Origin of the sequence: Maridesulfovibrio zosterae DSM 11974 (assembly GCF_000425265.1) — a bacterium.
In the GTDB taxonomy this organism is placed as follows: Bacteria; Desulfobacterota; Desulfovibrionia; order Desulfovibrionales; family Desulfovibrionaceae; genus Maridesulfovibrio; species Maridesulfovibrio zosterae.
The window spans coordinates 59,799-74,058 of record NZ_AUDC01000019.1; the positions used below are offsets into that span (position 1 = coordinate 59,799).

Below are 14,260 nucleotides of genomic sequence, written 5' to 3' on the forward strand. Positions count from 1 at the left end.
TTTGATGTGTGTTGTTGAGTGAAGAGATAACAAAATCTCGTAGTATGTCAATAAAAACTCGTAGAAAAAGTGGGTTTTCTTGTTGTCTTCAAGTTTTAGCGAGCGACTTAATATGATTATCAAGGAATTTAAACTTGATAAGGCTTCTCTGGCAACGGCAGGGGGAATCAAACCTCAGACTGTTTCTGGGTATATAAATGATGGTCGCTTACCCAATCAGCGTACTCTCGAGTTGTGGCTACGAGAATTTAAAGTCGATGGTACTTGGTTACTTACCGGTGAAGGGGAAATGTTTGCTGAGAGTGAGCAATCTTTTGAAGACAATTTACCTTTATTTACCAAAAGACTGATGGATGTAGAACAATCTATGGGAAAGGCCGCAAGACTCGCCAAGCTGGAAGCCATGAAGGCTGTCATTGAAGGCGAGATTGAGGATGAAAAAAATATTCGGCTCGGAGACAGAGAGCAAATAGTCAGTGGATAGAAAGCAATTCTGATTGGCCCTCATTTATTAAAGGAATGTGGGTCAATTTTTTTAGCTGAAAATGGTGTGATTTTGGAAATTAAGATTTCGTAGTGAAATTTTAAATACTATAGGGGTGGAGTCTTGTCGGTAACTTCAATTTTTATATTGCTTGCAGTTTTAGCTCTTGTTTATCGTTTTTTTAAGCCCAAACGCAAAGATCCTAAGATTGCGAAGAAAGCGGAGGGTTTCACTGAGAATCCCAACGCTGCAACTTTGTTGCGCTCTGAAGAATATATTGAGCGGATGCGTAAGTTTCATGAAAGGTGTAATCAAACAAATTTAACCTGGAAGGAGAGGCTTAAACATCACGGAGATGAGGGCGAGCTGAAAATTCTAGGCCACTGTGAACTTGTTGGAAAATCTGCTGTATATACAAATGTGGGACTAGTTCATAATGCCGAAAAGTGTGAATTGGACGTGCTTGCCCTATGTAAATATGGATTAGTCCATATAGAAGTAAAGAATTATTCAGGTTGTTATTCTCCAGCCAAAGATTGCACATTCTATAGGCCTGAAAAATGGCAGAAACTATGGAAGAATAAGCTGACAGTTGTTAGATCTCCAGCCGTTCAAGCCGTTAGGGCGCGTGAAATATTACAGGATGCTTTTTCATCTATTATAAAAGACGAAATACCACTCTTCTCAATTATAACATTTGCTAATGATAAACTGCAAATTTCTAAAATAGTCGAAGATAGGGTGGCAATTTGTAAGTCAGAAACTTTTCAAGATATTTTTGAAGAGTTTGTGACTGGTAAAAATCCAGAATTTTCAGAAAAAATAGATCCAGTTATTGCTGCAAAGTTCTTGGCCAAGCTGCAGGGAAGTGGGCTGCTTCCTGCTTTTTATGCTCCAGAAACATTTAGGTGCTACAGGTAGAATGATGATTGATATTTGGGGATGGCGTCGGAAAAGAGGTCTTAGTGATAAGTATGAGAGTATGGAAAATTATGAGCAGGGTTTTGATAAAATTCTGGTTGAGGGAATGTATCATGCTGAAGATTCAAAGTCTGGAAAATTAACGGACAGTTATTTTTGTCGGGGTGATGAGCTTTTGGAAGAGCAGGTTGTCGTTGAAGGCGAGATTGAGAATGAAAAAAATATTCGGCTCGGAGACAGAGAGCAAATAGTCAGTGGATAGAAAGCAATTCTGATTGGCCCTCATTTATTAAAGGAATGTGGGTCAATTTTTGGGGCTGAAAGCTGAAAATGGTGTGATTTTGGGAATTGTTTTTTTTGATTTGAGTTTATGAATACGTTGATGGTGAGCTTTTTTTTTTGGAGTTCAAGCGTAAATAATATCTTTAATTTATTTTTTGTGGAAATCATCAGTGCATAAGCTAACGTGAAAAAAATATGAACTCATTTAGACGAGTTAGCAGTAATAATCTCTCAAGTGAAGATTGTTACGAGTATACTTTTTTGGCGTGATAATATATAAAATATCGTCGTTATAAGTGTTGTGATCAATAAGGGGAGGCTTTTCGTTATGTATTTGAATTAACAACATAACGATTAATGATTCTTGTATGGTAATCAGTAAGGGGAGACTTTATGTTTATTGATGTTTATAAATTTAAATTAATGTTTTTGGTGGCTATTTCTATGCTTCTTGGCGGATGTGCGGGCATGAATGTCTCAGCAGATCACGAAAGTAGTATGAAAGAAACATTTGGGGAAGAGTATTATATTCCAAGGCGACCGACAGACCATACTAATATCGGTTTTTGGTATTCACCTTCGCGTGGACTACAGCCAGACAGAGGCTCTACGGATAATATTGAACTTAGGGTTGACCGATCACATGACGGTGTTCAAAAAGATTTTGCATACAGCTTAGGAACTGGAATCCAAGGTCAGAGTCTTGCCGGTCCGGCCGGTGAGGCTGGAATAGAGGTAGGCAACAAGGAGCTTGCTGACATTGAAGGTTTGGAAATAATCAAGCCAGTTAATATTGGTGATATTCCATTTAAACCTGCAGTCGCTTATGTGACTGAGGCACTTCGTCTAAAATATTATGACCTTGATGGTGAAAGTCGGTTTAGGACTGAAGTGGGGGCAAAGGCCGCAGGAGGTCTCGGTGTGGGGTCGGGAAATGTCGCAGGAGGTATTAATGGGCATACGGGAACCAGTGGGCGCGGTCTTGTAGTGGCCTATAAATTGGAAATGCTTGACGAGATTACCGCTGATAGTTCTGGTATTATGAAACTCCCCCTAAATAAGAGTATTTTTTATGACAAAGGCGCTCTTATTGCCGACGTTAAATATGAACTCATTGAACCTGGTTCAGGAAAATACCTTCCTGAGGATATCTGGTGGATTTGCGATGAAGCCGAAGCTGTCAGCAGTAGTGTTGTAGCTGCCTGGGTGGTTAGGATCACCTCCATGGAATCTAATGCTGTGGATTATAGTATAGGAATACCTGCTTACCCTTCTGTGCATGGCTGTAAGAACTTCTCAACTGTTTTGGATAGCTACATTGATCCTGCCACTGATAAAGTTATACGCAGCAGGGTTAATTTGACTATACTGGATGCCGAGACTGACGATTCGTTGAAGCCCAAAAAATGGGATGCGCGAATTAAGTTCACTAAGGAAACGTTCACCACCAAGGTGGTTGCGCCTGAAGAGTTAAGCAAGAAAGCTAAAAAATAGGGCGTAAAATATGTTCAAGAAATATTTAGGAATTGCAGTGTTAGCATCTTTTATGCTGCTTTTCGTTGCGATTGAAGGTCACTGCGCAAAGCCTGAAATAACCGAGATAAGCGCAATTCGCCTCAATAGTAGAATACAGGTAAGGATTGCCTGGAGATCAAAAGCCCCAGTTGTGAAAATCCGCGGAGCATCTTCCGGCGAGGATAATTATAAGGAATACAAGGTCTCCGTGAGGGAAGGGAACCGCAAGGTTAGAAAGTATTATTACGGTGAAAAGTCATTCGTAATGAAGCTTGATGATGATTACTATAATAAGGAAAAATATCATACAATTCAAGTTGAAGTTATAGATCGCAACAACCGGCTTAGTGAGAGCCGCAATATATCGGTCCGTAATCCTAATCAAGGGGACTACGGTGATAACGAAGATGATTCATCCCGTGAGCGTCTCGAAGATCATGTTTCCGGAGCAGCTCTTGAAGAGGAGGTGGCTGGCATTCAGAAAGCTCATGATATCAACAATCGGTTCGATATCCCTCCTGTGATACTTAGTCTTGATCCTGAAGTTAGGGGGCTAGGTCGAATTTCTTTCAAGCTAAAAGTCATAGATGATATAGGTCTTGATGGTATGGTCTTGCAAGTAGTTAGTGCAAATGGAGATATCCTCAACACAGAAGAAATCTCTGCCAGCGGAAAAGCTTATATCGGTAGTTCCAGAATTTTTAACCTTGATAAAGGTAAATACCGGGTTCAGGTTCAGGTTAGGGATTCCTCTGGCACCGCCATCGAGAGAAATAAGAATTTTGTGGTCAAGGATGGAGTCGTTAAAACGGATGCTGCACCAGTCACAGATAGTTCCGATTCAGGCAATGCTGATTCTGTTGTTGAAAATAATGGAGCCAAAAGCGATTCAACAGCAAACTCCGATTCTACATCCGGGAATATTGATGAATCAAGTGGAACATCAACAACTGCAACCGATACTGTTAGTGAGTCTCAACCAGATGAGAATGAGCCTTCCATTGGTGATTTGATGGGTGAAGATAGTACAACCAATTCTTCAAACTCCACTGATAGTACAAGCTCTAATTCTAGTTCCTCGCCAACGACTACTGACTCTAGTTCTGATTCAAATGTCAGTACGGATAGTCCATCTAGCGCTGATAATAATCAGAGTACCCAGATTGGAGGTGATTTTTCTAGTCAGGATGATAATATAAGCGAACCTGAGGGAGAAAGTCCCAGTATATCAGATCTCATGGGGGGATCGGAAGGAAGTTCAGACGAAAACTCTGGGGCATCTTCGCAAGCAGACAGCAACTCCGATCCGGATCTTGGTGAAAGTCAGGGGTCTGTCTCTCAACCCGTTTATGACAACAGTGAAAACAACAATGAAGTTGCAGATCAGTTTGAGTCATCTGATGATGACTCAAATGGTCCCAGTATTGATGATTTAATGGGGGGAAGTCAGACTCCTTCAGACCAGACTGCCGAGAATAACAGCCTTGATGAAACCATACCTCCTGAAACACAACAGAATGACGCTGTTGTGGACGCTACAGAAGCAGTACCTACTGATGACGGTCCGAGTATTGGAGATTTGATGGGGGGCGATGCTGAACAGGTTGAAGCAAGTCAGCCGCAAACTTATTCCAAGCCAGAAGTTATTCTCACTACCTCTCAAACTATAAATCTATTGACCATAAATGTGAAAATTAATGATGAATATGGGTTGAAGAACGCGAAACTTAATATGGATTGTGATGGTAAGTCGAAAATTACAAGTCTTCCATGCAGTGGTAAAAAGTATTTCTCACTACCGATTATAGGATCAAAGCAGAAAGATCTTTCATATTTCTATAATAAGGAAATCAACCTTACACTCAGTGCTGAGAACGTAAAGGGACAGACTGCAGAGAAAGTCACAAAGGTATTTATTAAGGATTATCCTGTTGAAAAATATATTGATGTTAAAAAAGTCGGTAGTAACTATGTTTTCAAATATAATGGTGAAGATGACAGGGGGATAAAAGAGTGGTCTGTAAAGTTACATTCATATAGTACGGGAAAAAATACTTTTGTGGCTGGAGGAAAGAATGTACCTCATTTCGGCAATACGAAAACAGTTCCTGCTAGTATGTTTTCTGGAAAATATACATTAGCTTTAATGGTTAAGCCTAATTTCGGAGATACTAAGTATGCAAGTGACGATTTCACTGAAATTTCGTCTAAGAAAAGCAGCAGTTCTTCAAGCTCTTCTAATAAATCAAGCAAAAGTAGTTCTCCGTCCTCTTCATCGAAGAGTTCCAGTAGCTCCAGTTCTTCCACGAGTTCAAAGGTAAAGGTCAGCGATAAATCTCCATCGGTCATATTTAGTAAGATCGGAGGTAGTTCCTCGGCAAAATTGGTTATCAGAGTTACTGACGATATTGGGCTGAGAAAAGTGGTTTTAAGAACTTATGCAAATGGGAAGTATTACGATATGAATTTCCCGGGAGTCTCGGATAAGAAATTTATAAAAGTTCTCCCTATAAATGTCACAGAAAAAGTGAAAAATTTAAGGTTTGAGCTGTCAGCTTATGATAGCGCAGGGCATTGTTCAAAGAAGGTTATACAAATAAATTAAAATAGATAGGTGGTGATATGATATTATTTAAAAAGATTAAATTCACTATATGCGTATTGATGTATGTTTGTCTGATGTCTTGCTCACTTGTTTACGCTGCAGCGAAAGGGCATTGCACTGCAGGAGTTTTGCTTATTAAGAGTGGAGCAATTGACAATCTACCCTCATATGGTCTCACAGGGCATGCATATAGTTGGTATGATAATGCCAAAGATAAGAAAATAGATACGGGAAGTAAGCCTGAATTAGGAGCTATTGCTGTGTGGAAGAGCAATACTGATGTAAACCCATATGGTCATGTCGCCGTTGTTGTCGGGTTTGACAAAGATAATAATCCTATGATGCTTAGTATGAATGATTTTATAAAAAAAGGCATTGATCGTAATGGTAATATCCGTAATGTAGCTTCTAGGCCTAAGGCTAGTGTAGGAAATAATGTGTATAAATATTGTACATTAAGATCATACACAGAAAACGTTAAAGGAGTACATTTTTTAGGATATATATATCATGAATCAAATAAAATATACCCTCCTTCTAATAAAATTGTATATGACTGCACTGACCCTAAGAATAGTAGTATTCTAAACTTCAAAATAACTGAAGTTGATGGTTCTAAAAGAATTGGTGAATATGTGACCGTTACTTGGAATGGGCCTTCTGACGAGTATTACAAGGTTGAGATTGGAGAATACACCAATTTTGGTGATAATATGAAGAATATAAGGGTTCTTTCTGCAAAGTATAAAGGAAACTACTTTAGGTATAAACTTGGGAGAGAAAAGGTCGGAAAATATTATGTGTTCAGAGTAACTCCGAGAATAAATGAAACTGTTCGTCACTCATTCTCTTTTGGAGTCAAGAAGAAGCGAGATGTCCCTAAAACAGATGAACAAAAAAAGTATGTAAACATGCTTAAAGGTAAAGATTTTTATCCGTACTTTTATGCGACAAAAGCAGGTAACAAGTGGTTTCTTGTTGGAAAGAAATCAAAAGAAGTTGTTTGGTGGAATATAGATGATAAGACAAGAAATCTTGAATTTAAGATCTTTGGTTCAAAAGAAAAGCCGGCATTTGAAAGTATAGATGTCGATTATAATAACAGTAAAAATAAATTTTATATTAAGTTCGGAAAAGCTAATAGCCGTTGTCTATCTGAAGGGCGTGTTTTGTCAGGGAAATCTTTTCCAGCTTATTTTGCTTATGTAATGGCTGCGGATAGATATTTTTTTATTGTAGATTTGCCCCATCAGGCAGTGGTGAACTGGAATGCTACTGAAAGCAAAAAATGTTACTGGACACCTGTGGCAAATTTTGGCGGGTATAATGGTAAAGAACCAGCCGGTGACACTCTATCAGTTTATAGAGATAGTTATGGAAGACTCTGTTTTAGATAAAAGGAGGAGGTAGACATGAGGTCAATATTAATATCAGTCATATCTTTATTGCTAATTTCTTCAGTTTCTTTTGCGGAAGATTCCGGAGTGGATTGGAACAGCAACATTATTAAAGCCACAGGATTTGGTATTGCCAAGTCCAGCGGTAGGAAAGTGCGCGATAAAATGATGGCGTTGCGGGCCGCTAAGGTAACTGCTATGCGCGATTTAATGGAAATCGTACAAGGGGTCCGCGTTGACAGTGAAACCGTGGTTAATGAAGCTGTATTGAAAAAGGATGAGGTCCGCACTAAAGTGCAGGGTGTTATTCGCGGCTGTCGGGTTATGGGCAGTAATGTCAAATATGATGACAATGGTGACGTTACCGCAGAAGTCGTGCTTGGCATCGCCCTCAATGGAGCTATGCCTTCAAATCAAAATATGCCGGACCTACTTAGTGCTTTGAGTCCTGAGTTGATTCAAAATTCACCAGCTATTCCGAATAAAGAATTTTCACTGGATGAGGGAGGAGAAGGCAAGAAGGAGCTGGTAAAGAATGAATTGGCAGAGATTTTCGGGGAAGAGCCCAGAGCTGAAGCGGGGATGGTGGATGCTAAAGCTCCGATTCAGATGGAAGAAGACGATGTGGTTCTCGCGGACCTGTTTGGTTCCAGTAACGCAGTCTCCGAACCTATGAGTGAGGATGAACCTAAATTTAGCACTCACACCGAATATCCTTCTATTACTTATGATCCTGCAAAACCGGCTACCGGCGTGCTGGTCATTGTCGAAGGAACTCCTTTTGTTAAAGGGCTTTGTCCGGTGCTTGCATACAAGGATGAGAGTGGTGAACTTGAGAGCGTTTATTCAGCAAAGAATGTTGAACCGGAAATTATCCGGACCAGTGGAATAGTCTGGTACGTGAAAGATGTTGATACCGCACAAAAGCTGGAAAAGCTCGGCGATAATATTTTAGTAATCAAAAGTCTGCCCGGCCCCCGTGACTGTATGTTGTTGGTAGACAAGGATACAGCTTGGCAGCTCGCTGAGCAGAAACGTCAGGGAAGCGAATTCGCAAAAAAAGGTGCAGTAGTGATTTGTGCAAAATAACTATATAGCTGAGTTGAGAGATAAAGAATGGCCCTGATTCATATGAATCCGGGCCATTACGTCTTTCCAAAAAGCTGGACCATTTAAGAATAGAGATTTTTGGTTTACCAACCTATTGTACAGTAAGGAGTTTGCCGTGAAGAAAAGTAAATTTATCGATGAACAGATAGTGTTTGCATTGCGTCAGGCATAAAAAGGCACAAAGGTCAGTAAAGTATGTCGTAAGATGGGGATAACCGTGACCCAAACCGTGTTCGTCCGATAGGGATTTGTTAAATATAACAATTCTGTGTGACAATTAATTTGTTCACTGTTTTACTTTTGCAATAGGCTACTGATTGTCTTTCTCGTAGAAATTTCCTTGTGAATCGGTTTCAACCCATCGAAGAAAGTTTGAATTTTTGATTCTGTCTTCAAAGTCTCTTTGATCAACGTTGAATCCAAATTTTGATATTCGTTCAAAGTCATTCTCAGAGATGTTTTCAAGGCAAGGATTAATTATGAAATCTTTGGTGTCTAGCTTCTTTACCCCTATTATGAAATGTGGAAATAAGCATTGCCTCTTTTCTTAAGCCTGGAGATCCTGCGACATGTAAAAGATAAAGATAGTAGTCTCTTATGGTTATTGTGTTGGATGAGCTAGTGTGCTGCGAAGTTGTATTGATAAATATATCTCTGTTGGTGTCTTCTGCAAAGTAATCAATAAATTTTCTTGGACAATTTTCTCTTACTTTTGGTGCTAATGCTTTTTCTTTAATAACAGATCTAATTTTATCAAAAATAAAACCAAGTGTGGCTGTCGAGCAGTCGTCGATACTTGTCAAATAATCTCTTTCTTCATTATTAAACTTATCCATAAAAAAATGTCTGCACTTATCACCTATTTGGTATAAATTGTCATAAACATAATTGATGTTAGAGTGGTGTGGGGCAGTGGCAAGCCTTTTGATGATGCTCTTTTCGTCCTCTCCTCTATAGCAGAGTAGTATTTCTCCTTCCTTATTTTTTTCAGATAGATATCTCCGAAATTTTTCTACATTTTCTCGGGCGTGACTATTAAGCGGAGCGAAGTATGTATCTACATATTGCATGTGTTTTAAGGTTTTTATATTGTTTATTTGCTTTTGAAATTTTTGAATTGCTGTGTGCTTGCGGTGGTAAACTCACAAATCCATCTCAGCCCCATGGTGCTTCAACCATTCTTTCCTTTCCCGGTAGTCCGGTAGGATTTTATCTACTTCGTTCCAGAAAGCTGTGGTGTGGCGTGGGTGGATGATATGCGCCAGTTCGTGAACAACGATGTAGTCTAGGATCAGGAGAGGGGCCATCATGCATTTCCAGTGGAAGTTCAGGGCGCCATTCTCTGAGCAGGATGCCCAGCGATGTTTTAACTCCATTACCCGCACTGTTGAGGGGTTAACTCCCAGCTTCCTGCGATAAAGATCTACCCGTTCTGGTATACGGTCCTTTCCTTTTGTTCTGTAAAATTCTTTGAAGGCTTCGTGGGGTGTTACTTGTGTGCATTTTTTACTGGTACGTAAGCAGAAGTATCCGTTTTTGAGCATCAAGGGTAAACGTTGCTCTTCGATAAATTTCAGGCGATATGACCGGCCGAAGTAGAGAAATCCCTCCCCACTGACGAATTCTCTTTTTACTTTTGTAGCATTCAAGTCTTCCCATTCCGCGAGGCTTTTGTAGATCCAGTAAAGCTTGCCTTCTATTATCCTGTTAGCGTCGCTGTCGGACAATTCTTCAGGTATCATCAGGGAGACTGATCCATCTCTTTCTATATGCAGACTTGCTGTTTTTCTTTTACTGCGTGTAAGGCTGTATTCAATATCTTTGTATTTAGGCACTTATTTTATTTTTCTCGGTCATTAATCAGAGCCAGCAGTTCATTATGGCGGTGTTTTGCCAGGGCAACCAGCTCCGTTTCAACCTGATCCATTTTTTCGATTACTTCGGGAATGCCGCTTGAGGCCAGCGCGATGCTAATCTCCCCCTTGAGCTCACGGACTCGCACAGGGGTGTCCCAGAAGTCAATAATGCCTATGGTTTTTTGAAGATGTTTAAGAACCTCGTCAACCAGCTTTTCGGTATTCACTTTTATTTCACTATCCACTTCAGTAGTTTCGAATGCGGTCATAAGCGTTAATCTCAAGAACGGATCATCAACAGGCTTATCTTCAATTTTGCGGACTTCATCACAAAGGGCCAGCAGGCTTTTATATAGTTTGTCCCAGTCTTCTTTATGTTTTCGTATCAGAGCTTCAAGCTTTTCGCTCATCCGTGCGTAGCCTTCAGGGTCTTTACCGAACTGGATCTTGCAATGCTTTCTGATGGCATGCTCCATTTCGCTGGCCTTGGCTTTAGTGCTTTTGTTTTCCTCGACTGATTCTTCGAATTTATCAGAAAAAAGTTCCACAGCAGGAATTTTGGGATCGATTCCAAGGCTGATCAAGTGCTCGTTTATGAGTCGCTTAACTTTTTCGCCAGCTCCGGAGATATTAAGCGAATTGTCTTTATACCGCTGTTTGGTTTTGGCCAGTATATACCCGAAGCGTTTTAAGGGGATTTTGTATGGAGTTGCTGCCGAGTTTGGCAGGATTATATCCATACTTTGGAGAAATTTCTTAAAGTATACTTCAAAGTCTGCACGGCGTTTGATGTTTTCCAAAATACCAATGGCTTCCTCTACTATATTGTATTCCAGTTCAGGATCATCAATTTTCTGTTGAACAAAGTCTTCTATTTCATCAAGTCCATTGGAGCTGAATAAATAGAGCAGTCTGCGATAACGGCTTTCCAGCGTGGGCGTTTCAGAATTGATGTCCAGCATGGACATCTGGATGTCACTATAGTCTTCATCATCAGCATAAATTGAAAGGGCATGCTGCAAGTGATTTGCCAGCCCTATGTAATCGACAATGTAGCCTCGACTCTTTCCTTCAGCAATTCTGTTAACTCTGGCTATTGTTTGGAGCAGGTTATGCTCCTTAATTTTTTTATCAATGTACATGACCTGTTCAAGAGGCGCATCAAAGCCAGTCAGCAGGCGGTCGCATACAACAAGAAGGGCCATGCCCGTTTCAGGCTTTTCCGGGTCGAAAGCCTTTTTGAAATTGGTAATAGCGTTGAGTCTTTTAGCTTCTTTGATCGCATTGGTAATAGTGGCAGGGTCGTTTGTACCATCTGCAGATAGAACCGCGGCTGTCTGGATAAATTCCAGCTTAGCAATAAGGTCCTCATCCTGAGCCGATTTTTCTTTTTCTATATAGATGCGGCTTTCAATGGCCTTACGGATATATTTTACATAACGGACTGCCGCCATTTTGGAGCTGGCGACGACCTGAGCCTTAAAGCCACTGAAAAGAATTTTCTCAATGTAATGGTCTACAAGATCGGCTGCGATTTCTTCGATACGGCCTTCGGCTTCAAGAATATCTCCGGTTGCGCCGTATCTTTTTTTGATTTCAAGGATTTCTTCGTCTGTACGGTTTTTGAAAAGGTCTTCAAATTTACGATCAAATTCGTGCTTGTCGTAAATGGCTGTATCGGCAGTTTTTCCTTCATAAAGAATTTGGACAGTGGCTCCGTCCTCAACTGCATCCTGCAAACGATACTTATCGATATAACCACCGAATTTATCAATCGTCGGGGCCTTGCTGATGCCGCTTAAAAGGGGGGTCCCTGTGAAAGCTATGCGGGTGGCTTCCGGGAATGCCTCGAATACATTGTTCCCCAGATCCTCGTTGTGGCTTCTGTGGGCTTCATCAATCATGATGACAATCCGGTCAGAAGAGTTAACTACTCCGAAATTTTCAAATTTGCGTGGAGCATCAATAGCTTTTGTAAGATATTCGGGGGCCGTGTTGTTCTGGTGCTCACCAAATTTATGGACCATTACCATATTCAGGTTGGAAGCATCCGTATGCAGATGATCGCGCAGCGCATGGGTGTTCTGGATATAGGTAACACTTTCGCCTGTAAGCTCCGCTGTCACGCCCAGCTGCTTTTCAAGATCTTTACGGTCGGTCATGAATAGGATTTTAAGATCCTTGAGATCGTCACACATCCTGATTTTACGGACAGTGAAAACCATGGTCAGGGATTTGCCGGACCCCTGAGTATGCCAGACTACACCGGAGCGGTCTTTGGGGCTTTCGCCATTGCGTAGTTTTTCAATGATTTTGTCAGCAGCCCGGTATTGCTGGTAGCGGCAGACAGCTTTTACACGGTGTTCTCCGACATCCATGAACACTGTGCAGGTTCGGATGATGTCCAGAAGAGTCTCGGGCGGAAGCATACCCTGAATCAGGACTTCCTGCGCACGTTCGCGTCCAAGCGGAGGGTCGTATTCTTTGTACTTTAAAGGATAAATATCCTTCCAAGCGAAGAAATAGTCTTTATTAGCAGTAATGGAACCGAACTCGGCCTCATCTCCGCAGGTGGCAATCAAAAGCTGGTTGGAAAAGAATAAAGCCGGTTCACCTTCCCGAAGGCCATCGGCAATGGTTTGTTCGCGTTGGTCGCTGTAGCGTCGTAGTTGTTCAACAGCTTCATGGATGGGGTTGGAGGTGTACTCATTGGAATCTTTGCATTCAATTACAACTAGCGGCAACCCGTTAACGAAGAGCACTATGTCTGGAATGATGAAGTCCTTCACGCCACCGGGTGTATCGATGCGAAATTGGTTGATGGCCCTGAAGCTATTGCGCTGCGGATTGTCAAAGTCAATCAGTTTGACAACCGGATCGGCTTCACCGGTAATTTCGTTAACATCAACTTGAGCTTTGAAGAGCAGTTTCAGTACACTCTCGTTTGCCTCAATCAGTCCCGCTGTCGGTTGATGAAATATCTCGTTGTAAAGATCACTGAGCTGTTTCTCGGTAAGCCATTGTTGACCGTCTTCAGTCCTGTTAATGGAACGGACGCTCTGCTTGAATTCTTCAAACAAGGCGACCTCGCGGAAGCTATTACGAAAGCTTTTAGCGGGAGTATGGGGGATTCCGGCCCCTTGGTCGGTGATTTGCCAGCCAAGGGTTTCAAGCTGATCCAGAAACGGTTTTTCTACAACAAGATATTCAGCCATAATTATTCACCGTTCAGGTCTATTCCCTCAGTTTGAATGTCCCTAAGAGTCACGCCTTGCTCGTTTTTCCATTCGATCCTGCCGTTGGCATTACGGGCCAAAACAACGCTTGCAGCTGTGCTGGGAGATTTAAATGTGTAGTCCTGCAAAAAATTAAACTTTTCGCCTTCATCCAGAAGAACGCCGGACTCAAGCAATTCTTTTCTCATATTAACCAGATAGTTCTGCATCGAAGGAGCGTGTGACTTTTTAGCTTCAGATCCTTTGAATACAACAAAACCTTCTTCCGTATCCTGCCCTTTAGCGGAGATCCCGCTGCCGCAGGTCACCAGTGTAGGATATTTTTTATTGGATTTCTTTTTTGTTTTCCTGAATGCCGATAACCCGAGCAAAGGGAAAATACTCAGCATGTCGTCCAGAAAACTGTCCACATCAGCCTGTTCCCATTCGGAGAGTATAGGCGCATGCGAACCGACAGAGTTATCAAGTTTCGCTCTTTTGGCTTTTTCTGCCAGTTCTATAAGTTGACTTTCAAGATTTTTTACGTGGGCCTTATTCAGGCTGTTGTCAGTGGAGACAAAGAATACTCCCCAGTTCCAGAAATCCTTATTGGCGTAATGGCTGTTCAGCCTGCGGAGAACCGGTTCCCCCTCGCCTATATAAATGGTCGGCAAAGTTCCGTCCTCGGCATCGCCAACTAATATATACACACCCGTTTTCTGGAATTCTTCACGCTTTGAAGCTTCCTTGTAATTGGAACGGTTGAAGACAATCCCCTTGCCGGTCCAGTGCGATTTACTAATGATGCGCAAACCGTCCACTGTGCCGTCGGGGAGGAATATCTTAAAGGAAAATGGGGAGTTGTTTTTGTTCAT

At 41.4% G+C, this 14,260-nt stretch carries 11 protein-coding genes; 7 read left to right on the top strand and 4 right to left on the bottom strand.

Annotated elements, in window-relative coordinates:
* The first annotated feature begins 82 nt into the window (after positions 1–82).
* The 7 genes from H589_RS20455 (at position 83) to H589_RS0111335 (ending at position 8,293) form a co-directional block, all read left to right on the top strand.
* A complete protein-coding gene (locus H589_RS20455; RefSeq protein ID WP_211225342.1) occupies positions 83–484 on the top strand; it encodes a helix-turn-helix domain-containing protein in 402 nt (133 codons plus the stop codon).
* 123 nt (positions 485–607) lie between these two features.
* Positions 608–1,405, top strand: a complete 798-nt coding sequence (locus tag H589_RS0111310) for a nuclease-related domain-containing protein (RefSeq protein WP_027722113.1) — start codon at positions 608–610, stop codon at positions 1,403–1,405.
* 1 nt (position 1,406) lies between these two features.
* Positions 1,407–1,667, top strand: a complete 261-nt coding sequence (locus tag H589_RS0111315) for a hypothetical protein (RefSeq protein WP_035075931.1) — start codon at positions 1,407–1,409, stop codon at positions 1,665–1,667.
* 413 nt (positions 1,668–2,080) lie between these two features.
* Entirely contained in the window at positions 2,081–3,181 is a 1,101-nt protein-coding gene (locus H589_RS0111320) for a hypothetical protein (protein ID WP_027722115.1), read from the top strand.
* Between the two features lie 10 nt (positions 3,182–3,191).
* Positions 3,192–5,807, top strand: coding sequence for a hypothetical protein (locus H589_RS0111325; RefSeq protein ID WP_027722116.1), 2,616 nt, complete (start codon positions 3,192–3,194; stop codon positions 5,805–5,807).
* A gap of 17 nt (positions 5,808–5,824) precedes the next feature.
* Positions 5,825–7,204, top strand: coding sequence for a CHAP domain-containing protein (locus H589_RS0111330; RefSeq protein WP_027722117.1), 1,380 nt, complete (start codon positions 5,825–5,827; stop codon positions 7,202–7,204).
* A 15-nt stretch (positions 7,205–7,219) separates the two neighbouring features.
* Complete coding sequence (locus H589_RS0111335; RefSeq protein WP_027722118.1) at positions 7,220–8,293, top strand: LPP20 family lipoprotein; 1,074 nt, start codon at positions 7,220–7,222, stop codon at positions 8,291–8,293.
* A gap of 494 nt (positions 8,294–8,787) precedes the next feature.
* Here H589_RS0111335 and H589_RS20930 read toward each other — a convergent pair whose 3' ends face one another.
* The 4 genes from H589_RS20930 to H589_RS0111355 form a co-directional block, all read right to left on the bottom strand.
* The gene (locus H589_RS20930; protein ID WP_169433118.1) at positions 8,788–9,150 is read right to left on the bottom strand and encodes a hypothetical protein; all 363 of its coding nucleotides are present in this window, start codon (positions 9,148–9,150) and stop codon (positions 8,788–8,790) included.
* Between the two features lie 306 nt (positions 9,151–9,456).
* Complete coding sequence (locus H589_RS0111345) at positions 9,457–10,149, bottom strand: M48 family metallopeptidase (protein WP_027722120.1); 693 nt, start codon at positions 10,147–10,149, stop codon at positions 9,457–9,459.
* 5 nt (positions 10,150–10,154) lie between these two features.
* Positions 10,155–13,385 carry a type I restriction endonuclease subunit R gene (locus H589_RS0111350; RefSeq protein ID WP_027722121.1) on the bottom strand — a complete coding sequence of 1,077 codons (3,231 nt, stop codon included), beginning with the start codon at positions 13,383–13,385 and terminating at the stop codon, positions 10,155–10,157.
* A 2-nt stretch (positions 13,386–13,387) separates the two neighbouring features.
* The gene (locus H589_RS0111355; protein ID WP_027722122.1) at positions 13,388–14,260 is read right to left on the bottom strand and encodes a GIY-YIG nuclease family protein; all 873 of its coding nucleotides are present in this window, start codon (positions 14,258–14,260) and stop codon (positions 13,388–13,390) included.

What these genes read in the sequence shown, in the direction of transcription:
- H589_RS0111315 (WP_035075931.1), top strand. Translation starts at nt 1,407, where the DNA reads ATGATGATTGATATTTGGGGATGGCGTCGGAAAAGAGGTCTTAGTGAT.
- H589_RS0111320 (WP_027722115.1), top strand. Translation starts at nt 2,081, where the DNA reads ATGTTTATTGATGTTTATAAATTTAAATTAATGTTTTTGGTGGCTATT.
- H589_RS0111325 (WP_027722116.1), top strand. Translation starts at nt 3,192, where the DNA reads ATGTTCAAGAAATATTTAGGAATTGCAGTGTTAGCATCTTTTATGCTG.
- H589_RS0111330 (WP_027722117.1), top strand. Translation starts at nt 5,825, where the DNA reads ATGATATTATTTAAAAAGATTAAATTCACTATATGCGTATTGATGTAT.
- H589_RS0111335 (WP_027722118.1), top strand. Translation starts at nt 7,220, where the DNA reads ATGAGGTCAATATTAATATCAGTCATATCTTTATTGCTAATTTCTTCA.
- H589_RS20930 (WP_169433118.1), bottom strand. Translation starts at nt 9,150, where the DNA reads ATGGATAAGTTTAATAATGAAGAAAGAGATTATTTGACAAGTATCGAC.
- H589_RS0111350 (WP_027722121.1), bottom strand. Translation starts at nt 13,385, where the DNA reads ATGGCTGAATATCTTGTTGTAGAAAAACCGTTTCTGGATCAGCTTGAA.
- H589_RS0111355 (WP_027722122.1), bottom strand. Translation starts at nt 14,260, where the DNA reads ATGAACAAAAACAACTCCCCATTTTCCTTTAAGATATTCCTCCCCGAC.